Source organism: Pseudomonas soli (assembly GCF_900110655.1).
In the GTDB taxonomy this organism is placed as follows: Bacteria; Pseudomonadota; Gammaproteobacteria; order Pseudomonadales; family Pseudomonadaceae; genus Aquipseudomonas; species Aquipseudomonas soli.
The window spans coordinates 36,689-56,058 of sequence record NZ_FOEQ01000008.1; the positions used below are offsets into that span (position 1 = coordinate 36,689).

General features: G+C 65.6%; 18 protein-coding genes. 10 read left to right on the forward strand and 8 right to left on the reverse strand.

Annotated elements, in window-relative coordinates; all coding sequences use genetic code 11:
- The first annotated feature begins 70 nt into the window (after window positions 1-70).
- A complete protein-coding gene (locus BMY03_RS17695) occupies window positions 71-538 on the forward strand; it encodes a TlpA disulfide reductase family protein (protein WP_023632209.1) in 468 nt (155 codons plus the stop codon).
- A 74-nt stretch (window positions 539-612) separates the two neighbouring features.
- On the opposite strand, the gene BMY03_RS17700 is transcribed toward BMY03_RS17695, so the two are convergent.
- From BMY03_RS17700 to BMY03_RS17715, 4 genes are all read right to left on the reverse strand, one after another.
- Window positions 613-1,017, reverse strand: a complete 405-nt coding sequence (locus BMY03_RS17700) for an META domain-containing protein (RefSeq protein WP_023632210.1) — start codon at window positions 1,015-1,017, stop codon at window positions 613-615.
- Window positions 1,018-1,452, reverse strand: a complete 435-nt coding sequence (locus BMY03_RS17705) for a hypothetical protein (RefSeq protein ID WP_094011801.1) — start codon at window positions 1,450-1,452, stop codon at window positions 1,018-1,020.
- Between the two features lie 31 nt (window positions 1,453-1,483).
- Window positions 1,484-2,473: a 2-hydroxyacid dehydrogenase gene (locus tag BMY03_RS17710; protein WP_094011802.1), complete on the reverse strand. Its 990-nt coding sequence runs from the start codon at window positions 2,471-2,473 to the stop codon at window positions 1,484-1,486.
- Between the two features lie 131 nt (window positions 2,474-2,604).
- The gene (locus BMY03_RS17715; RefSeq protein ID WP_094011803.1) at window positions 2,605-5,361 is read right to left on the reverse strand and encodes a response regulator; all 2,757 of its coding nucleotides are present in this window, start codon (window positions 5,359-5,361) and stop codon (window positions 2,605-2,607) included.
- A 196-nt stretch (window positions 5,362-5,557) separates the two neighbouring features.
- Between BMY03_RS17715 and BMY03_RS17720 the strand changes: the two genes are divergently transcribed.
- The 7 genes from BMY03_RS17720 to BMY03_RS17750 all read left to right on the forward strand — a co-directional run bounded on the left by BMY03_RS17720 (window position 5,558) and on the right by BMY03_RS17750 (window position 13,892).
- Window positions 5,558-6,274, forward strand: a complete 717-nt coding sequence (locus tag BMY03_RS17720) for a response regulator transcription factor (protein WP_094011804.1) — start codon at window positions 5,558-5,560, stop codon at window positions 6,272-6,274.
- A gap of 3 nt (window positions 6,275-6,277) precedes the next feature.
- Complete coding sequence (locus tag BMY03_RS17725; RefSeq protein WP_094011805.1) at window positions 6,278-7,678, forward strand: HAMP domain-containing sensor histidine kinase; 1,401 nt, start codon at window positions 6,278-6,280, stop codon at window positions 7,676-7,678.
- A 94-nt stretch (window positions 7,679-7,772) separates the two neighbouring features.
- Complete coding sequence (gene cysM, locus BMY03_RS17730; protein WP_023631413.1) at window positions 7,773-8,672, forward strand: cysteine synthase CysM; 900 nt, start codon at window positions 7,773-7,775, stop codon at window positions 8,670-8,672.
- Window positions 8,672-10,030, forward strand: coding sequence for a 23S rRNA (uracil(1939)-C(5))-methyltransferase RlmD (gene rlmD, locus BMY03_RS17735; protein WP_094011806.1), 1,359 nt, complete (start codon window positions 8,672-8,674; stop codon window positions 10,028-10,030). The genes cysM and rlmD overlap by 1 nt, the downstream gene beginning before the upstream one ends.
- A gap of 99 nt (window positions 10,031-10,129) precedes the next feature.
- Window positions 10,130-12,370, forward strand: coding sequence for a GTP diphosphokinase (gene relA, locus BMY03_RS17740; protein WP_038706624.1), 2,241 nt, complete (start codon window positions 10,130-10,132; stop codon window positions 12,368-12,370).
- A gap of 122 nt (window positions 12,371-12,492) precedes the next feature.
- Complete coding sequence (mazG, locus tag BMY03_RS17745) at window positions 12,493-13,326, forward strand: nucleoside triphosphate pyrophosphohydrolase (RefSeq protein WP_023630168.1); 834 nt, start codon at window positions 12,493-12,495, stop codon at window positions 13,324-13,326.
- Between the two features lie 26 nt (window positions 13,327-13,352).
- A complete protein-coding gene (locus BMY03_RS17750; RefSeq protein WP_023630169.1) occupies window positions 13,353-13,892 on the forward strand; it encodes a DUF2058 domain-containing protein in 540 nt (179 codons plus the stop codon).
- A 46-nt stretch (window positions 13,893-13,938) separates the two neighbouring features.
- Here the strand turns inward: BMY03_RS17750 and BMY03_RS17755 are convergent, their stop codons facing one another.
- From BMY03_RS17755 to purM, 4 genes are all read right to left on the reverse strand, one after another.
- A complete protein-coding gene (locus BMY03_RS17755; protein WP_023630170.1) occupies window positions 13,939-14,121 on the reverse strand; it encodes a hypothetical protein in 183 nt (60 codons plus the stop codon).
- 249 nt (window positions 14,122-14,370) lie between these two features.
- A complete protein-coding gene (locus tag BMY03_RS17760; protein ID WP_023630171.1) occupies window positions 14,371-15,081 on the reverse strand; it encodes a DUF3108 domain-containing protein in 711 nt (236 codons plus the stop codon).
- An 8-nt stretch (window positions 15,082-15,089) separates the two neighbouring features.
- Window positions 15,090-15,743, reverse strand: a complete 654-nt coding sequence (gene purN / locus BMY03_RS17765) for a phosphoribosylglycinamide formyltransferase (RefSeq protein WP_023630172.1) — start codon at window positions 15,741-15,743, stop codon at window positions 15,090-15,092.
- The gene (purM, locus tag BMY03_RS17770; protein WP_038706623.1) at window positions 15,743-16,801 is read right to left on the reverse strand and encodes a phosphoribosylformylglycinamidine cyclo-ligase; all 1,059 of its coding nucleotides are present in this window, start codon (window positions 16,799-16,801) and stop codon (window positions 15,743-15,745) included. Before purM ends, purN begins: the two co-directional genes overlap by 1 nt.
- Window positions 16,802-17,143: 342 nt before the next feature.
- Here purM and BMY03_RS17775 point away from each other — a divergent pair, with 342 nt between their 5' ends.
- Window positions 17,144-18,199 (forward strand): DUF2066 domain-containing protein, encoded by a 1,056-nt coding sequence (locus tag BMY03_RS17775; RefSeq protein ID WP_094011807.1) that lies wholly within the window; start codon window positions 17,144-17,146, stop codon window positions 18,197-18,199.
- Window positions 18,200-18,211: 12 nt separating this feature from the next.
- A complete protein-coding gene (locus tag BMY03_RS17780; RefSeq protein WP_038706621.1) occupies window positions 18,212-19,285 on the forward strand; it encodes an AI-2E family transporter in 1,074 nt (357 codons plus the stop codon).
- The last annotated feature ends 85 nt before the right edge of the window (window positions 19,286-19,370 follow it).

The following is a 19,370-nucleotide window of genomic DNA, read 5'->3' on the forward strand; positions in this document are numbered from 1 at the left end:
CTGGGTGTGGCGGCTATTCTAACCGCAGCGACCGACTTCAATGCTTGAAAACTTCGAGAAGGATTGACCCATGGCAAGGCGTTTGGCAGCTGCACTGGCCATCACCGCGAGCCTGCTGCTCGGCGGCTGCGGTGCGGACTACGGCGTGGACCAGCACGGCAATACGGTGAAGGCCGAACAGGTCGAGGGGCACTGGCTGGTGCTCAACTACTGGGCCGAATGGTGCGGCCCGTGCCGTACCGAAATCCCCGAGCTCAATGCTGCGGCGAAGCAGTGGGATGCCGAGGGCATCAAGGTGCTGGGGGTGAACTTCGATGGCTTGCAGGGCGCCGACCTCAAGGCCGCCGCCGAGACCCTCGGCATCGGCTTCACCGTGCTCGCGCAAGACCCGGCCGAGCGCTATGAGCTGCCGCGCAGCGAGGCGCTGCCGGTGACCTATATCATCGATGACAAGGGCAAGGTGCGCGAGCAACTGCTGGGCGAGCAGACCCTCGAGGGTTTGCAGGCCAAGATCAAGGCGTTGAAAGGCGGCGCCTGAACCCTGCATCGCGGGGCAAGTCGCATCGGCGCACCGTCGCTCCCACGTAGGAGCGGGCTTGCCCCGCGATGGTTTCAGCCTTCCTCAGGCCAGAACCGCAGCGGCTTGCCCTCGGCCGGCCAGAAGCGGATCTGCTCGATTGGCGACACGTCCCAGCGCTGCACCGTTTCCAGCGCCTGCAGGAAGCGTTTCTCCTGGTCCATCAGCGCTGGCGCGCATAGCTTGCGGGTCTTGCCGACCTTGCCGAAGCTTAAGTGCTCGCCGTCCAGCGTATAGGGCGCGAACCAGTGGTTGCAGCCGGCATTGCCATAGGCACGACCATCGCTGGCCAGGGTCAGGGTCAAGTGGCTGTAGTCGATCAGCGGGCGTTCACCGATCCACTCCAGCAGGTAGCTTTGCTCCTGCTGCAGCTTCGAAGGTTGCGACGCGCAGCCCATCAGGCCAGTGGCGATCAGCACGCCGGTCAGCAGCTGTTTCACTCAGGCGCGCTCCTGGCACTGCGGGCACAGGTGCTTGTCGCCCTGGCTGGCCCAGCCCAGCTCCTGGACACGGGCGGTGGCTGCCGGGGCGTGGCCCTTCTTGCCGAGCTTGGCTTCGGCGGCGAACTCGAAGTCCAGCACCGCGTCGCAGCCGTCGCACTTGACCTGCCACTCGTGGATTTCCAGTTCGTTGAATACTGGCCCCTGGGCCACGGCCACCCACTGCCCGGTGGGGTTGATCAGGTGGCGTACGCTGTCCACGGTCAGGCGCATGGACAGGGTTTTGCTGCCTTTGAGCGAAACCAGCAGTGCGTCGCCTTTCTGGATCGAGCCGCCGTTGCCGGTAACCTGGTAGCGGCCCGGTACCAGCGCGCGGCACTCGATCAGGGTGTGTTGCGGGTTGAAAAGGGTGTAGCGGAAATCGTGTTCGACCATGGGTCCTCCAGAAATGCCGCGTATCCTAGCATCATCCCGTGACCAGATTCTGCGGATTGCCTGCCGCCCAGCGGGCGATGTTGTCCAGGGTGATGGCCGCGATGGCATCCAGGGCCTCGCGGGTAAGGAACGCCTGGTGCGCGGTGACGATCACGTTGGGGAAGGTCAGCAGCCGTGCCAGCACGTCGTCCTGCAGCGGCAAGTCGGAGCGGTCCTCGAAGAACAGCTGCGCCTCTTCTTCATACACATCTAGCCCCAGGTAGCCGAGCTGGCCGCTCTTGAGCGCGTCGATCAGTGCCGGGGTGTCGACCAGCGCGCCGCGGCCGGTGTTGATCAGCATGGTGCCGGGCTGCAGCTGGGCCAGGCTCTGGGCATTGATCAGGTGGCGGGTATGTTCGGTCAGCGGGCAGTGCAGGCTGATGATACGTGCCTGGCGCAGCAGCTCGGGCAGCTCCAGGTAGCGGGCGCCGAGGGCGACCAGCTCAGGGTTGGGGTAGGGGTCGTAGGCCAGCAGCTGGCAGCCGAAACCGGCCATGATGCGGGCGAAGGCCGCGCCGATCTGGCCGGTGCCGACCACGCCGACGGTCTTGCCGTGCAGGTCGAAGCCGGTCAGGCCGTGCAGGGTGAAATCACCTTCGCGGGTGCGGTTGTAGGCGCGGTGCAGGCGGCGGTTGAGGGCCAGGATCAGGGCCACGGCATGTTCGGCGACGGCGTGCGGCGAGTAGGCCGGCACGCGCACCACGCTGAGCCCGAGGCGCTGCGCGGCAGCCAGGTCGACGTGGTTGTAGCCGGCCGAGCGCAGGGCGATCAGGCGCGTGCCGCCAGCGGCCAGGCGCTGTAGGACCTGGGCGTCGAGTTCATCGTTAATGAAGGCGCACACCACTTCGAAGCCCTGGGCGAGGGCGGCGGTGTCCAGGGTCAGGCGGGCGGACTGGTAGTGCAGCTCCAGGGCGTCCGCGCTGGCGGCGCGGGTGAAGCTTTCCTGGTCGTAGTGCTGGCTGCTGAACAACAGGGCGCGCATGGGGGCTTCCTTCTGTGAGTCGGCAACAGTCTAGGCCGTCAGGGAGATCGGGTATTGATCTGTGACGGCCCTGTCGCGGGGCAAGTCGCACCTCCGCTGCCACGACTCTTGCAAAGCCTGTGGGGGGGGATTCAGGCGCTTTCGCGTGCCTGCTCGGCCAGTCGGCTGATGGCCTGGTCCAGTTCGTCCAGGGCCTGCAACGCCTGGGGGCTGTCCTGCTTGAGCAAGGTCTCGCTGCGCTGGCAGGCCGCGCGCAACTGCGGTACGCCGCAATAACGCGAGGCGCCGTTGAGCCGGTGCACCCGCTCGATCATGGCGTTGCGGTCGGCAGCGTCGCGGGCGGCCTGGATGGCCTCGCGGTCGGACTCCAGCGAGGCCAGGAGCATGGCCAGCATATCCGCCGCCAGGTCGGGCTTGCCGGCGGCCAGGCGCAGCCCTTCCTCCGGGTCGAGCACCTTCAGCTCGCTGCTGTCGGGCAGGCGCTCACTGGGCCGTTCCTGTGGCGGTGATCCCAGGCTCAGGCCGGTCCATTTCATCACCACCTGGGCCAATTGGCGCTCGCTGATCGGCTTGGTCAGGTAGTCGTCCATGCCGCTGTGCAGCAAGGCACGCTTTTCGTTGGCCATGGCGTGCGCGGTGAGGGCCACGATGGGCAGGGCCGGACCGCTCTGGCTGGCCTCCCACTGGCGAATCTGTTCGGTGCAGGCACGGCCATCCATGCCTGGCATCTGCACATCCATCAGCACCAGGTCGAAGGGCTCGTCCTGCACGGCCTGCACCGCGGCATAGCCGCTGTCCACCGCCAGTACCTCGGCGCCCATTCCTTCGAGCAGGGTCTGCACCAGCAGCAGGTTGGCCGGGTTGTCGTCGACGCACAGGAGTTTGGGCATGCGTTGGCCGCCGTTGCTGCGTTGCTCGCACACCGGCCGGCGCGGCTGCACCAGTTCCAGCAGCAGGCGACGCAGCTTGCGCGTGCAGGTGGGCTTGGCCAGCAACTGGCCGTGGGCGTTGGGCAGGTAAGGGTGGTAGAGCGGCTGCTCGGTGGTGGGGCACAGCACCACGCACTGGCATCCCAGGCGCTCGAGCTGTTGGTGGTATTGCCCCAGTTGTTCCGGCGCCAGGCTGCCGAGATTGACCCCGAGCACGGCGAAGTCGAACGGCTGCCCGGCCTGGCTTGCCGCCTGCACGCCGTGCAGCAGTTGGTCGCAGGAAGCGAACACGGTGACCGCCAGGCCGCAGTCCTCGAGCTGGTGCTGCAATGCCTGGCGGGCCAGGTCGTGCCCGTCGACGATGGCCACGCTACGGCCGACCAGGGCCTGGGCGGGTTGCTCCTCGGTGTCGTCGTGGGCCTTGGGCAGGTTGAGGCTGATCCAGAACTGCGAGCCTTCGCCCGGCGTGCTGTCGACGCCGATTTCGCCACCCATCTGTTCGATCAGGCGCTTGGAGATCACCAGGCCCAGGCCGGTACCGCCGGGCTGGCGTGACAGCGAGTTGTCGGCCTGGCTGAAGGCCTGGAACAGGGTGCGCACATCCTGCGGCGACAGGCCGATGCCGGTGTCCTGGACGCTGATGCGCAGTTGCACGCTGTCTTCCTGCTCGTCCTCGAGCATGGCGCGCACGACGATGGTGCCTTCGCGGGTGAACTTGATGGCATTGCTCACCAGGTTGGTGAGGATCTGCTTGAGCCGCAAGGGGTCGCCCACCAGCGACAGCGGGGTGTCGCGGTAGACCAGGCTGAGCAGCTCCAGCTGCTTGGCATGGGCGGCCGGGGCAAGGATGGTCAGGGTGTCCTGGATCAGGTCGCGCAGGTTGAGCGGGATGCTGTCGAGTACCAGCTTGCCGGCCTCGATCTTGGAGAAGTCGAGGATCTCGTTGATGATCCCCAACAGGTTGTCGGCGGATTTCTCGATGGTGCCGAGGTAGTCGAGCTGGCGAGGGCTCAGCTCGCTCTTCTGCAACAGATGGGTGAAGCCGAGGATGCCGTTGAGCGGGGTGCGGATCTCGTGGCTCATGTTGGCGAGGAACTCGGACTTGATGCGGCTGGCCTCCAGGGCCTCCTTGCGCGCCATGTCCAGCTCGATGTTCTGGATCTCGATGGTTTCCAGGTTCTGGCGCACGTCCTCGGTGGCCTGGTCGATGCTGTGCTGCAGCTCTTCGTGGGCGCTGTGCAGGGTCTCGGCCATGCGGTTGATGCCAGCGGCCAGTTCGTCGAGCTCGTGGCTGCCCATGGCTGGCAGGCGTTCGTCGAGGTGGCCGTCCTTGAGCTGGTTGACCGCGTGCTTGATGCGGTTGATCGGGTCGTTGATGGTGCGGCTCATGCGCAGGGCGAGCAGCGCGGTCAGGCTCAGGCAGGCGAGGATCAGCAGCAGGCTGGTGAACAGGTTGCGGTAGCCGCGCAGCAGGGTGCCGTCGTGGGATAGCTCGATCTCCACCCAGCCGAGCAGGCGCTCGGCTTCGGCGGGTACGGCGTCGGTGGCCAGGTCGCGGTGATGGCCGAACACCGGCATCAGGTAACGGGTGGCATCGTTGCCGGTGCGCTGCAGCAGTTGCGTGCCGGTGCCGCCGCTGGGCGGCTGGTTGAGCATGCTGGGGCCGGCGTGGGCCAGGCGCGTGCGGTCGGCGGCGAGGAACGCCACGGCGCGCACGTCGACCTGCTCCAGGGCCTGGGCCGCGATGCGCTCCAGCTGCGCCGGGGACTGGCGGGCCAGGGCCGGCGCCGCCAGGGGCGCCAACTGCTCGGCGATCATCTTGCCGCGTTGCAGCAGCTGCGTGCGCAGGTCGCTCTGCTGCAACCAGGTGAAGTAACTGCCCAGCACCAGGGCCATCAGGCTGGCGGGGAGCAAGGCCAGCAGCAGGACGCGGCTGCGGATTCCCAAACGGTCGAGCACACCTGTCTCCTGTCATGTGCCTTGAAAAGCGCTGTTCGCGCATCAGCGGGAACGTTACTCCGCGCCGCAGGCATTTGTAAGGCTTTTGTTTGCCAAGTAAGGCCGGCTGTACGATGGCGCGTCAGTCGGGCGACGGTTGCCTTGCCAGGAGCGCTTGCCCAATAATCACGCAACTGAGAATCGATGGCAGTTGCCAATGCATCCTGAAGCTATTCACGCCACCCACATCCTGGCCATCGAGGACGATCCCGTGCTCGGTGCCTACCTGCGCGAAGAATTGCGTCGCGGCGGCTTCCAGGTGACTTGGTGCCGTAGTGCTCTGGAGGGGCTTGAGGAGGCGGGACGACAAGCCTTCGACCTGGTCCTGCTGGACATCCTGCTGCCCGGCCTCAATGGCCTGGATGCGCTGACCAGCCTGCGCCGACGCAGCGCCACGCCGGTCATCCTGATGTCGGCGCTGGGGGCCGAGGCCGATCGTATCAATGGTTTTGAACGCGGCGCGGACGACTACCTGCCAAAGCCTTTCAGTTTCGCCGAGCTGCGGGTGCGCATCGAGGCCATCCTGCGCCGAGTGGCTTTCGAACGACGGGCGTTGGCGCCGCGCAAGGAGGCGGAGCCGCTGTTGCGCTTTGACGAGCAAGCGGCCGATATCTGCCTTGCCGGCCAGTGGGCCGGGCTGACCCCCAGCGAATACCGCCTGCTCGACACCTTGTATCGCAGCGAGGACGAGGTCCTCAGCAAGCCGTTCCTGTACCAGCAGGTGCTGCAGCGCGGATACTCGCGCCATGACCGCAGCCTGGACATGCACGTCAGCCAGATTCGCCGCAAGCTCAAGGCCATCGGTTATCACGAGCGGCAGATCCGCACCGTCTGGGGCAAGGGCTATGTATTCGGCGTGGGCGAGGTCGACTGAGTCGTGCTCGATCGCCATTCGCTGTTCTGGAAATTGGCCGTCCTGCTGGTGGGCTTCTGCCTGCTGATGATCGGCCTCAGCTACAGCTGGGGTCGCCATATGGAAACCCAGGACGCCTTCCTTTCCGAACCCGCGCGTCAGGTGCTGCGTGGTTACGCGGCCGAGGCGGAGCTGGCCTGGCGCAGGGGCGGCGCTGATGGTGTCGATGCCTGGCTGGCCGAGATGCGTGGGCGCGAGCAAGGCTGGGCGGGGGTGCTTGATGGCGACCTGCAGCCGTTGGGCAACGCTGATCTCACTGCCCGGCAGGCCCAGCGCCTGACCCGCCTGCGCGGCGTTGACTGGCCGATGAGCCGGCGCAGTATCGGCCAGCCCTGGTTGCGCCTGCCGTTCCCCGGCGCGCCGGAGCAGGGCATGTTAGTGATCGAGCTGCCGGAGCGCTTCAACCCGGGCCAGTACCGGTTGTTCTGGCGCATCGTCACCAACGGCATCATTCCTGGACTGTTTACCCTGCTGTTGTGCGTCGGCCTGTACCGCATGCTGATCGTGCCGCTCAACCAATTGCGAGAACAGGCCAGCGCCTGGCGCGCCGACCAACTGGCGGCGCGCCTGGATCCGCGCACCACCCGGCGCAAGGACGAGCTGGGCGAACTGGCCAGGGCCTTCGACCAGATGGCCGAGCGCCTGCAGGGCACCGTGGCCTTGCAGCAGCAGTTGCTGCGCGACCTGTCCCACGAGATGCGCACGCCGCTCAGCCGCCTGCGCGTGGCCTGCGACGGCGAAACCGACCTGCAGCGCCTGCGCGAACGCCTGCACCGCGAGGTGGACGGCATGCAGCAACTGGTCGAGGACACTTTGCAACTGGCCTGGCAGGACGCCGAGCGCGCCCCGGTGAACCTGGAACCGATCCAGGTGCCGGCGCTGTGGGACCTGCTCAGCGAGAATGCCTGTTACGAAAGCGGCTGGGCACCTGGGCAGTTGCGCTGTGCGTTGCCGGCGGACTGCTGGGTGCGGGGCAGCCTCAACGACCTTGCCCAGGCGCTGGAGAACATGCTGCGCAACGCCATCCGTCACTCGCCGGAGGCGGGTGTGGTGCGCCTGGGCGGCTGGCGTGAAGGCGGGTATTGGCGTATCGACCTGGAGGATGACGGCGGTGGCGTGGCCGAGGAAGACCTCGAGCGGATCTTCGCGCCGTTTTCCCGGTTGGACGGGGCGCGGCCCGGGGACGGTGGCTTTGGCTTGGGCTTGAGCATTGCCCGCAATGCGATCCGCCGCCAGGGTGGGCTGGTGTGGGCGGTTAATGGCGAGCGTGGCCTGCGCCTGTGCATGCGCCTGCCTGCCCATGAAGCGGGGCCGTCGGTTGGTCCGGCGCGGACAAGCCCGGTGCCAGGGAACAATTGCTTATAGCTACCCGCTATAACCACCGACAATTGCGTGATATGGCCGCGCCGGGTTTGCCGGTATGATAGGCGCCCCTGCCGTCCGGATTGCGAAAACGCCCATGACCCTGCAGTACCCAACCATCGCCGACTGCGTCGGCCATACGCCGCTGGTTCGCCTGCAGCGCATCGCCGGGAACACCAGCAATACCTTGCTGCTCAAGCTCGAAGGCAACAACCCGGCAGGTTCGGTCAAGGACCGCCCGGCGTTGTCGATGATCACCCGTGCCGAACTGCGTGGCCAGATCAAGCCCGGCGACACTCTCATCGAAGCCACCTCCGGCAATACCGGCATTGCCCTGGCCATGGCCGCGGCGATCAAGGGCTACAAGATGATCCTGATCATGCCGGACAACTCCACCGCCGAACGCAAGGCGGCCATGACCGCCTATGGCGCCGAGCTGATCCTGGTGACCAAGGAAGAGGGCATGGAAGGCGCCCGCGATCTCGCGGAAAAACTGCAGGCCGAAGGCCGTGGGCTGGTGCTTGACCAGTTCGCCAACGGCGACAACCCGATCGCGCACTACAACAGCACGGGCCCGGAGATCTGGCAGCAGACCCAGGGCACGATCACCCACTTCGTCAGCTCCATGGGCACGACCGGCACCATCATGGGTTGTTCGCAATACCTCAAGGAGCAGAACCCGGCGGTGCAGATCGTTGGCCTGCAGCCGATGGAAGGCTCGGCCATTCCGGGCATTCGCCGTTGGCCCCACGAGTACCTGCCGAAGATCTTCGACGCCACCCGGGTCGACCGCGTGGTCGACATGTCCCAGCAGGAGGCCGAGGAAACCACCCGTCGCCTGGCCCGCGAAGAGGGCATTTTCTGTGGCGTATCCTCCGGCGGGGCGGTGGCGGCGATGTTGCGTCTGTCCCGTGAAGTCGAGAACGCGGTGATGGTCGCCATCATCTGCGACCGCGGCGACCGTTACCTTTCCACCGGCCTGTTCGATCCGACCTGATGTCCAGAAAGAAAAGCAATACCGGCCTGCGTTTTCAGCCGGCCGGCGGCAACCGTGCCGCACAAGTGCCGGTGGGCAAGAAGCAGCGCTTGCTTATCGAGCGCGTGGCCGGTGACGGCCGTGGCATCGCCTTCAGCGAGGGTCGTACCTGGTTCGTCAGCGGCGCGCTGGGCGGCGAAGACGTCGAGGCGCGGGTGCTTGCCGCACGCGGCAAGGTGGTCGAGGCGCGCCTGGAACGGGTGTTCCAGGCCAGCGCCGAGCGCCGCGAAGCGCCCTGCCGTCACTACGCCCGCTGTGGCGGCTGCAACCTTCAGCACCTACCCCATGACGGCCAGCTGGCGCTCAAGCAGCGCCTGCTCGCCGAGCAGTTGCAGCGGGTGGCCGGCGTGCAGCCCGAAGAGTGGGCTGTTCCCTTGTGCGGACCGGAATTCGGCTACCGTCGCCGGGCGCGGGTAGCGGTACGCTGGGACACCAAGGCGCGTCAGCTGGAGGTCGGTTTCCGCGCCGAGGCCAGCCAGGACATCGTTGCCATCGACGACTGCGCGGTGCTGGTACAGCCCTTGCAGGCGATCATGCGCCACCTGCCGACCGTGTTGCGCAGCTTGAGCAAGCCGCAGGTGTTGGGGCATGTGGAGCTGTTCAGTGGTACCGCGGAAGCAGTGATGGTCCGGCATGTGGCGCCCTTGCCAAGTGAAGACCTGGCGCGGCTCGAGGCATTCTGCCGCGAGGCCGGCGCCCAGTTATGGCTGCAGGGCGAGGGCGAGCCGGCGCCAGTAGACGCCGCGGCGCAACTGGGCTTTGCTTTGGAGCCCTGGGGCCTGGAGCTGGCCTGGCGGCCGGGGGATTTCGTCCAGGTCAATGCCCAGGTCAACACCTCGATGATCCAGCAGGCTTTGGCCTGGCTGGCGCCCCAGGCGCATGAGCGGGTCCTGGACCTGTTCTGCGGCCTGGGCAACTTTGCCTTGCCACTGGCCCGCCAGGCGCGCGAGGTGGTGGCGGTGGAAGGCGTGCAGGCCATGGTCAGCCGTGCCGAGGCCAACGCCCACGCCAACAATGTGCATAACGCACGGTTTTTTCAGGCCGATTTATCGCAGCCTTTGGCAGGCGCTGGATGGGGTGCCGAGGGCTTTTCTGCGGTACTCTTGGATCCACCGCGCGACGGGGCTTTCGAGGTGGTGCAAGGCCTCGCCCGGCTGGGTGCGAAACGGCTGGTCTATGTATCGTGCAACCCCGCCACGCTTGCGCGTGATACGCAAGTGCTGGTCGGGCAGGGGTACCGGTTAAAAAGGGCCGGGATTCTCGACATGTTTCCTCAGACGGCGCATGTCGAAGCCATGGCGTTATTCGAAGCGGGCTAGCCGGGCTGGCCCTCTTGGTGCGGCCATCAGGGAGTGAGGGACGCACAGGTGATAGCCAGTGCACCTGCGTGGTGCGCTGTATGGAAAGGTAAAGCAAAGATGGTACAGGTGAGAGTGCACCAGCCGGTCAACAACGACGGCAGTATCAATCTCGAAGCATGGCTCGATCATGTGGTGAGCGTCGATTCGCAACTCGATCGCCCGGGGTTGAAGGAGGCCTGCGAGTTTGCCCACGAGGTCGAGAAGAAAGGCAACCCTGCCAAGCATTCCTGGGCCGATGGCACGTCCAGTTTCCAGGCGGGGCTCGAGATCGCCGAAATCCTCGCCGACCTCAAGCTCGACCAGGATTCCCTGGTGGCGGCTGTCATCTACCGTTCGGTGCGCGAAGGCAAGGTGACCTTGGCCGAGGTCGGCCAGCGCTTCGGGCCGGTGGTGTCCAAGCTGATCGACGGCGTACTGCGCATGGCGGCCATCAGTGCCAGCCTCAGCCCGCGCCAGTCGCTGGTGCTCGGCTCCCAGGCGCAGGTCGAGAACCTGCGCAAGATGCTGGTGGCGATGGTCGACGATGTACGCGTGGCGCTGATCAAGCTGGCCGAGCGTACTTGTGCCATTCGGGCGGTCAAGGCGGCCGATGACGAGAAGCGCCTGCGTGTGGCGCGCGAGGTGTTCGATATCTATGCGCCGCTGGCGCACCGCCTGGGTATCGGCCATATCAAGTGGGAACTCGAGGACCTGTCGTTCCGCTACCTCGAGCCTGACCAGTACAAGCAGATCGCCAAGTTGCTGCACGAGCGCCGGCTGGATCGTGAGCGCTTCATCAGCGACGTGATGAACCAGTTGCAGAACGAGCTGCTGGCCACCGGCGTCAACGCCGATATCAGTGGCCGGGCGAAACACATCTATTCGATCTGGCGCAAGATGCAGCGCAAGGGCCTGGAGTTCAGCCAGATCTACGACGTGCGCGCGGTGCGCGTGCTGGTGCCGGAAGTGCGTGACTGCTACACCGCGCTGGGCATCGTGCACACCCTGTGGCGGCACATTCCGAAAGAGTTCGACGATTACATCGCCAACCCCAAGGAAAACGGCTATCGCTCCCTGCACACCGCGGTGATCGGCCCCGAGGGCAAGGTGCTCGAGGTGCAGATCCGCACTCATGGCATGCACGAGGAAGCCGAGCTGGGTGTCTGCGCCCACTGGCGCTACAAGGGCACCGATGTCAAGCCCAGCTCGAACCACTACGAAGAGAAGATCTCCTGGTTGCGCCAGGTGCTGGAGTGGCACGAGGAACTGGGCGACATCGGCGGCCTGGCCGAACAGCTGCGCGTCGATATCGAGCCGGATCGCGTCTACGTGTTCACCCCCGACGGCCACGCCATCGACCTGCCCAAGGGCTCGACGCCGCTGGACTTTGCCTATCGGGTACACACCGAGATCGGCCACAACTGTCGCGGCGCCAAGATCAACGGGCGCATCGTGCCGCTGAACTACAGCCTGCAGACCGGCGAGCAGGTGGAGATCATCACCAGCAAGCACGGCAGCCCGAGCCGCGACTGGCTGAACTCCAACCTGGGCTACGTGACCACCTCGCGGGCCCGGGCCAAGATTGTCCATTGGTTCAAGCTGCAGGCTCGCGACCAGAACGTCGCCGCCGGCAAGACTCTGCTCGAACGCGAGCTGTCGCGCCTGGGCCTGCCGCAGGTGGACTTCGAGCGCCTGGCCGAGAAGGCCAACGTCAAGACCGCCGAGGACATGTTCGCCGCCCTCGGTGCCGGCGACCTGCGCCTGGCGCATATGGTCAACGCCGCCCAGCAGTTGCTCGAACCCGAGCGCCTGGAGCCGGTTGAGCTGATCCCGCGCCAGGCGCGGGGCATCCGTTCGGGCAAGCGCAACGACATTCAGATCCAGGGCGTCGGCAACCTGCTCACGCAGATGGCCGGCTGCTGCCAGCCGCTGCCGGGCGATGCCATCGTCGGCTACATCACCCAGGGCCGTGGCGTGAGCATTCACCGCCAGGACTGCGCCTCGGTGCTGCAGTTGGCGGGCAAGGAGCCGGAGCGCATGATCCAGGTCAGCTGGGGACCGATCCCGGTGCAGACCTACCCGGTCGACATCATCATCCGTGCCTACGACCGCCCGGGTTTGCTACGCGACGTTTCGCAGGTGCTGCTCAACGAGAAGATCAACGTGCTGGCGGTAAACACCCGCTCGAACAAGGAAGACAACACCGCCTTGATGTCGCTGACCATCGAGATCCCTGGCCTGGACGCCCTGGGGCGCTTGCTCGGCAGGATCTCGCAGTTGCCCAACATCATCGAGACGCGGCGTAACCGTACCCCTTGAGACAGAACGGGGCCGCTGTGCGGCCCATCGCTGGCAAGCCAGCTCCCACAGGTACGGCATAACCCTGTGGGCGCCGGCTTGTCGGCGATCGAGGGCAAGGCCCTCGCTGAGGAAAGATATTCATGACCTACACCCTCGACGACCTGCTGCACCTGATGGCCCGCCTGCGTGACCCGCAATACGGTTGCCCCTGGGACCTCAAGCAGGACTACGCCAGCATCGTCCCGCACACGATCGAAGAGGCCTACGAAGTGGCCGACACCATCGAGCGCGGCGACTTCGAGCACCTGCAGGGCGAGCTGGGCGACCTGCTGTTCCAGGTGGTCTACTACAGCCAGCTGGCAAGGGAAGAAGGGCGTTTCGAGTTCGACGGCGTGGTCGATGCGATCACCCGCAAGCTCATCCGCCGCCACCCCCATGTATTCCCCACCGGCGAGCTCTATGCGCCGCTGGACACCCCCATGCTGGACGAGGCCCAGGTCAAGTCGCGCTGGGAAGAGATCAAGGCCGAGGAGCGCGCCGAGAAGAGCGAGCCTGAACAGCTCTCGCTGCTCGACGACGTGCCGGCGGCCTTGCCTGCGCTGTCACGGGCGGCCAAGCTGCAGAAGCGCGCCGCCACGGTCGGCTTCGACTGGCCGGACGCGCTGCCGGTGCTGGACAAGGTCCGTGAAGAGCTCGACGAAGTGCTGCAGGCCATGGCCGATGGCGACAGCGATGCGCTGGAAGATGAGCTGGGCGACCTGTTGTTCGCCACCGTCAACCTGGCCCGCCACCTGCGCCACGACCCGGAAAACGCCCTGCGCCGCGCCAATCGCAAGTTCGAGCGGCGCTTCCGATTCATCGAACAGGCATTGCGCGAGCAGGGCCTGAACATCCAAGATCGTACCCTCGACGAGCTGGACGCCCTGTGGGGCGAGGCCAAGCGTCAGGAAAAGAACCTGCCCAGCTGCGGCTGAGCTGATGCATAAGTGAGTGAACTTCCATGAGCCTTTCCCTTCGCGACCAATTGCTCAAAGCCGGTCTGGTCAACCAGAAACAGGTTTCTCAGACCAACAAGGCCGAGAAAAAACAGAAACGCCTGGAGCACAAAGGCCAGGTCGAGGTGGACGACAGCCAGCAGCGCCTGGCCAAGGAAGCCCAGGCCGAGAAGGCCCGAAAAGACCAGGAGCTGAACCGCCAGGTCCAGGAGAAGGCCGAGCAGAAGGCCCGTGCCGCGCAGATCAAGCAGTTGATCGAGGCGACCCGCCTGCCCAAGCTGAATACCGAGGACTACTACAACTTCGTCGATGACAAGAAGGTCAAGCGCATCGCCGTCAACGCCCTGATGCGCAGCAAGCTGAGCAACGGCGCGCTGGCGGTCGTCGCCCATGGCGGTGGCTACGAAGTGATTCCACGCGAGGCGGCGGTGAAGATCCAGGAGCGCGACCCCAAGCGCATCCTGCTGCTCAACACCCATGTCGAGGAGGCGGACGAGGACGACCCGTACGCAGCCTACAAGATCCCTGACGATCTGATGTGGTAAGCATGAAAAACCCCGCCTAGGCGGGGTTTTTCGTTTGAAGAGGGTGTTATTGCGACGGTCGCTGGTTCTCTAGGTATTCCAGCTCCATGCGGTATTGCTGGGCCTGGTGCTCATCATGGAACATGCCGACCAGTTGGCCCTGTTGATGCACATCCCAGATCCGCACACCAGCGGCCAGGCCTTCGTGGGACATTTTCGATTCGTCGCGTTCGGTTACTTGGACTGTCATCGTTAAACTCCACTGCTTCAGTTGGCTGCGACAGCGTGTCGCACACCCTCTTTATAGAGTTTGTTAGCAGGCTAAGTAAATAAAACAGCGATGAAACAAGTTTCATGAAGAGGCCAGTCGCGGGGCAAGCCCGCTTCCACGAATCGAACACAAATACGTGCGGGCTTGGCCCGCGATTGGGCGGTGCAGGCACTCACCGAAAAAGAAGCCCCGCACAAGGCGGGGCTTCGGGTATTGCAGGCAGCGCCATCAGTTACCCTTGACCGCCTTGCCGTCTACCGTGCCATCCTGCAGCACGATCACGTATTCCTTGCCATCGGTCTCGACCTGGCGCAGTTGCACCAGCAGGTAATCCCAGTCCTTGGCGAACCATAGCTCGGTGATGCGCTTGCTCTGGCTAGGATCGCGCACGCGCTCGACCTTGACCGCATCGACCTGGCCGGTCTTGGTGGCCACTTTCTCGGTGCCCAGCACGCGGAAGTCGTAGGTGTCGATCTCGTCACCGTCGACCACCTGGTAGGTCATGCTTTTCTTGCCGGCGGCCACGTCATGCTGCAGCGCCAGTTGATAGGACGACTTGTCCAGCACGCCGCGGTTGAGCGGCAGGCTGATCGCGTCGCCACGGTCGCTGCCGGTCACCTTCTTGCCGGTCCAGTCGAAGGTGAGGTCGACTTTCTTCGCCTTGCCCAAGCCGCCACGCTCGAAGTGGTACTTCTGCGGCAGCAGGGTGTCATTGTCGAGCTTGAGGGTGCTTTGCTCGGTCAGGCTGGCGATCATCATGGAGGCCTTGAAATTAAGGTCCCAGGTACCGTTGGCGTTCTTCACCAGGCTGCGCTCGGCAGTGCCGCTCATGGGCAGCTGCTTCCAGTCGGCGGTGTAGCTGGCCGCGAAAGGCTTCAGATCAGCTGCCTGGAGGGGCAGGGCGAGCACGGCGAGAGCCAAGAGCAGGGCGCGACGCATAAATTCTCCTAGGATCGAATCAAGTGACCGCTGGCCGCCAGCGGCTGGCCATCCAGTAATGCACCGTGCTCGCCCAGACGCAAGCGTCCTTCGGCGAACCAGCGCACCGCCAGCGGGTAGATCTGGTGTTCCTGCAGGTGCACGCGCTCGGCGAGCGTCTGCTCGGTGTCGTCCGTTGCAACCGGCACCACAGCCTGTACGACCAAAGGCCCGCCATCGAGTTCCTCGGTGACGAAGTGCACGCTGCAGCCGTGCTCGGCATCGCCAGCCTCCAGCGCGCGCTGGTGGGTGTGCAGCCCTTTATACTTGGGCAACAGTGACGGATGTATGTTGAGCAAGCGGCCTTGATAGTGGCGCACGAAGCCGCCACTCAAGATGCGCATGAAACCGGCCAGCACCACCAGGTCGGGGGCGAAGCCGTCGATCAGCGCCATCAGCGCCGCATCGAAGGCTTCGCGACCGTCGAAGCCGGTGTGCGCGAGCACCGCGGTGTCGATACCGGCGGCCTTGGCGCGTTCCAGGCCGTAGGCATCGGCGCGGTTGGAAATTACCGCGCGGATGCGTACCGGGCTGTCACTGGCGCTGTTGCTGTCGATCAGCGCTTGCAGGTTGCTGCCGGAGCCCGACAGCAGTACCACGACGTTGCAGGTCTTGCCCGGCATCAGTGTGCCTTGAGGTTCTTGAGCTCGACCTGGGCGGCGCCTTCGGCGGCTTCGGCGATCTGGCCGATGACCCACGGCTGCTCGCCGGCGGCGCGCAGCACGTTCAGGGCGTTGTCGACCTGGTCCTGGGCCACGCAGATGACCATGCCCACGCCGCAGTTCAGCACGCGGTGCATTTCATGTTCGTCGACGTTGCCTTTTTCCTGCAGGAAGTCGAACACCACCGGGCGCTGCCAGCTGGCCACGTCGACCACGGCCTGGGCGCCTTTTGGCAGTACGCGCGGGATGTTGTCCAGCAGGCCGCCGCCGGTGATGTGGGCCATGGCCTTGACCGCGCCGGTCTGTTTGATCAGCTGCAGCAGGGGCTTGACGTATATGCGGGTCGGCGCCATCAGCAGGTCGGCCAGCGGCTTGCCATCGAGCTGGGTGTTGTCGATGTCGGTGCCGGACACTTCGAGGATCTTGCGGATCAGCGAGTAGCCGTTGGAGTGCGGGCCGGAGGATGGCAGGGCGATCAGGGCGTCGCCGGTGACCACTTTCGAGCCGTCGATGATCTCGGCCTTTTCCACCACGCCGACGCAGAAGCCGGCCAGGTCGTAGTCTTCGCCTTCGTACATGCCTGGCATCTCGGCGGTTTCACCACCGACCAGCGAGCAGCCGGCCAGTTCGCAACCGGCGCCGATGCCGGTGACCACGGTGGCGGCCACGTCGACGTTGAGCTTGCCGGTGGCGTAGTAGTCGAGGAAGAACAGCGGCTCGGCGCCGCACACCACCAGGTCGTTGACGCACATGGCGACCAGGTCCTGGCCGATGCTGTCGTGCTTGTTCAGGTTCAGCGCCAGGCGCAGCTTGGTGCCGACGCCGTCGGTGCCGGAGACCAGCACCGGCTGCTTGTAGCCGGCCGGGATCTCGCAGAGGGCGCCGAAGCCGCCCAGGCCACCCATGACTTCAGGGCGTGCGGTGCGCTTGGCGACGCCCTTGATGCGTTCGACCAGTGCTTCGCCGGCGTCGATGTCTACACCGGCGTCTTTGTAGCTCAGGGAGGGTTGCTTGCTCATTGATCCAGGCCTTTAGGAGGGAGGGATTCAGAAAAACGACCGGGACGGCCAAGGCCACTTTCAGAAACGGCGGCTGCCTGTACGTCACTGGTCTGCGAAGGCGCGCGATTTTATCAGGGTTGCCCCAAGGCGGCCATCCTCAGGCCGACGGGCAGGCGGGAAATCTGGGCAAAAAACGCTGTTTCACCCTGTGCGACTGGTTGCCGCGTCGGCGCCTGTATAAGGTATAGGCATGGCGACGCGCGCAAAGGCGTGGCGCGGCGGAGCATTTTCCGGCGTGGCGCGGTCACAGCCCACAGGCAAGGGCGCGTCGCCCCAAGGTCATCTGGACAGGAATCCTCAATGCGTCTTCTCAATTTCCTTGCTGGCGCCTGCCTCGTCGTGGCCGGCACCCTCGCGCAGGCCGAAACCGTCTCGGGCCTGTATCAGGTTCGCGAGCCCGTCGAAGGGCAGGGCAGCGAGGCTCGCGCCCAGGCGACCGGCAAGGCGCTCGACACCCTGGTGTTGCGCCTGACCGGCGACCCCAAGGCCGCGCAGAACCCGGCACTGGCCGCGCTGCGCAAGGACCCGCAACAGATCATCAATCAGGTCGGTACCGAGGCAGGCCCACCGGAGTCGGTGCTGGTCGAGTTCGACCCCGGCAGCACCGAGCGCGCCCTGCGCCAGGCGGGGCTGGCATTGTGGGGCAGCAACCGGCCGTCGGTCCTGGGCTGGTGGCTGAACGACAGTGTCGAGGGCAGCAGCCTGGTCGGCGATGGCCAGAGCGCCGCCGAGCCATTGCGTCGGGCAGCCCAGCATCGCGGCCTGCCCCTGCGCCTGCCATTGGCCGATCTGCAGGAGCAATTGGTGGCCAATGCCAAGCTGCTCGAGGGTAACGACCCCGCGCCGCTGCGCGAGGCGTCCGAGCGCTATGGTGCCGACGCCTTGCTGGCGGTGCACGCCCATGAGGCCGACGGCAAGTGGCAGGGCAAGTGGCAGTTGTGGCTGGGCGACAACCGCGAACAGGGCAACGCTGAAGGCAGCGACCAGGCGGCCCTGGCCGATGCGGTGCTGCTGGCAGTGAGCAACCGCCTGGCGCCGCGTTATGTCACGCGGCCCGGCGCCAGCAGCGACCTGCAGGTACAGGTGCAGGGGATGAACCTGCAGCGTTACGCCGAACTGAGCCGGGTGCTGGAACCTTATGGCGCCCGCTTGCAGATGGCAGAAGGCGACACCCTGACCTACCAGGTCAGCGGCAATCGCGAGCAATTGCGCGCCCAGCTGGGCCTGGCCAAGCTGCAGGAGCTGCCTGCCGAGCCAGCCGCCGCCACGCCTGCGCCGAGCGCGCAGGGCGATACCGGCACACCGCCGCCCACCACTGCCGCAACGCCGTTCGACGGCCTGCGCTTTCGCTGGTAAGGAGTGGCGCGAATGACTGACATGCGTCGTTGGATCTGGCTGGGCGCGGCCCTGGTGATCGCCGTGCTGCTGTACTTCCTGCACAACATCCTCTCACCGTTCCTGGTGGGCATCCTGCTGGCCTACCTGGCCGACCCGCTGGTCGATCGCCTGGAGCGCCTCGGGCTGTCGCGCACCTGGGGCGTGGTGGTGGTGTTCAGCCTGTTCACCCTGATCTTCCTGGCCCTGCTGCTGGTGCTGGTGCCGATGCTGGCCAAGCAACTGCTGCGCCTGTACGAGCTGGCGCCGCAAATGCTCGACTGGCTGCAGCACGTGGCGCTGCCCTGGGTGCAGAGCCGCCTGGGCCTGGCGGATGGCTTCTGGAAATTCGACAAGATCAAGGCCGCGATCGGCGAGCACATGGGCCAGACCACCGACATCGTCGGCGTGCTGTTGTCCCAGGCCACCGCCTCGAGCCTGGCGCTGATCGGCTGGCTGGCCAACCTGGTGCTGATCCCGGTGGTGGGCTTCTACCTGCTGCGCGATTGGGACCTGATGATGGCCAAGCTGCGCAGCCTGCTGCCGCGCCAGCGTGAGCCGCAGGTGGTGGGGTTGGCCGGCGAGTGCCACGAGGTGCTCGGGGCGTTCGTGCGCGGGCAACTGCTGGTAATGCTGGCGTTGGGCGTCATCTATTCCTCGGGGCTGATGCTGGTGGGCCTGGAGCTGGGCCTGCTGATCGGCATGCTGGCGGGGCTGGCGGCGATCGTGCCGTACATGGGCTTCATCATTGGCATTGGCGCGGCGCTGGTCGCCGGGTTGTTCCAGTTCGGCGGCGACCTCTATCCCATGCTCGGTATCGTCGCGGTGTTCATGGTCGGGCAGGCGCTGGAGGGCATGGTGCTGACTCCACTGCTGGTGGGTGACCGCATCGGCCTGCATCCGGTGGCGGTGATCTTCGCGATCCTGGCTGGCGGCGAGCTGTTCGGCTTTACCGGGGTGCTGCTGGCGCTGCCGGTGGCGGCGGTGATCATGGTGCTGCTGCGCCATGTCCACGACCTGTACAAGGAATCGGACATGTACGCCGGGGAAGTGGACCCGGATCTGTGAGCGATCACGGGGCAAGCGCGCTCCCATGCCCGGAGCCTTGAACACTAGAGGGCGTGGCAGCGGGCTTGCTCCGCAACGCAACTGC

Excerpts from the sequence above, each read along its gene's own strand:
- BMY03_RS17695 (WP_023632209.1), top strand. The coding sequence starts at position 71 with ATGGCAAGGCGTTTGGCAGCTGCACTGGCCATCACCGCGAGCCTGCTG.
- BMY03_RS17705 (WP_094011801.1), bottom strand. The coding sequence starts at position 1,452 with ATGGTCGAACACGATTTCCGCTACACCCTTTTCAACCCGCAACACACC.
- BMY03_RS17710 (WP_094011802.1), bottom strand. The coding sequence starts at position 2,473 with ATGCGCGCCCTGTTGTTCAGCAGCCAGCACTACGACCAGGAAAGCTTC.
- BMY03_RS17720 (WP_094011804.1), top strand. The coding sequence starts at position 5,558 with ATGCATCCTGAAGCTATTCACGCCACCCACATCCTGGCCATCGAGGAC.
- cysM (WP_023631413.1), top strand. The coding sequence starts at position 7,773 with ATGACCCTGCAGTACCCAACCATCGCCGACTGCGTCGGCCATACGCCG.
- rlmD (WP_094011806.1), top strand. The coding sequence starts at position 8,672 with ATGTCCAGAAAGAAAAGCAATACCGGCCTGCGTTTTCAGCCGGCCGGC.
- relA (WP_038706624.1), top strand. The coding sequence starts at position 10,130 with ATGGTACAGGTGAGAGTGCACCAGCCGGTCAACAACGACGGCAGTATC.
- mazG (WP_023630168.1), top strand. The coding sequence starts at position 12,493 with ATGACCTACACCCTCGACGACCTGCTGCACCTGATGGCCCGCCTGCGT.
- BMY03_RS17750 (WP_023630169.1), top strand. The coding sequence starts at position 13,353 with ATGAGCCTTTCCCTTCGCGACCAATTGCTCAAAGCCGGTCTGGTCAAC.
- BMY03_RS17755 (WP_023630170.1), bottom strand. The coding sequence starts at position 14,121 with ATGACAGTCCAAGTAACCGAACGCGACGAATCGAAAATGTCCCACGAA.
- BMY03_RS17760 (WP_023630171.1), bottom strand. The coding sequence starts at position 15,081 with ATGCGTCGCGCCCTGCTCTTGGCTCTCGCCGTGCTCGCCCTGCCCCTC.
- purN (WP_023630172.1), bottom strand. The coding sequence starts at position 15,743 with ATGCCGGGCAAGACCTGCAACGTCGTGGTACTGCTGTCGGGCTCCGGC.
- purM (WP_038706623.1), bottom strand. The coding sequence starts at position 16,801 with ATGAGCAAGCAACCCTCCCTGAGCTACAAAGACGCCGGTGTAGACATC.
- BMY03_RS17775 (WP_094011807.1), top strand. The coding sequence starts at position 17,144 with ATGCGTCTTCTCAATTTCCTTGCTGGCGCCTGCCTCGTCGTGGCCGGC.
- BMY03_RS17780 (WP_038706621.1), top strand. The coding sequence starts at position 18,212 with ATGACTGACATGCGTCGTTGGATCTGGCTGGGCGCGGCCCTGGTGATC.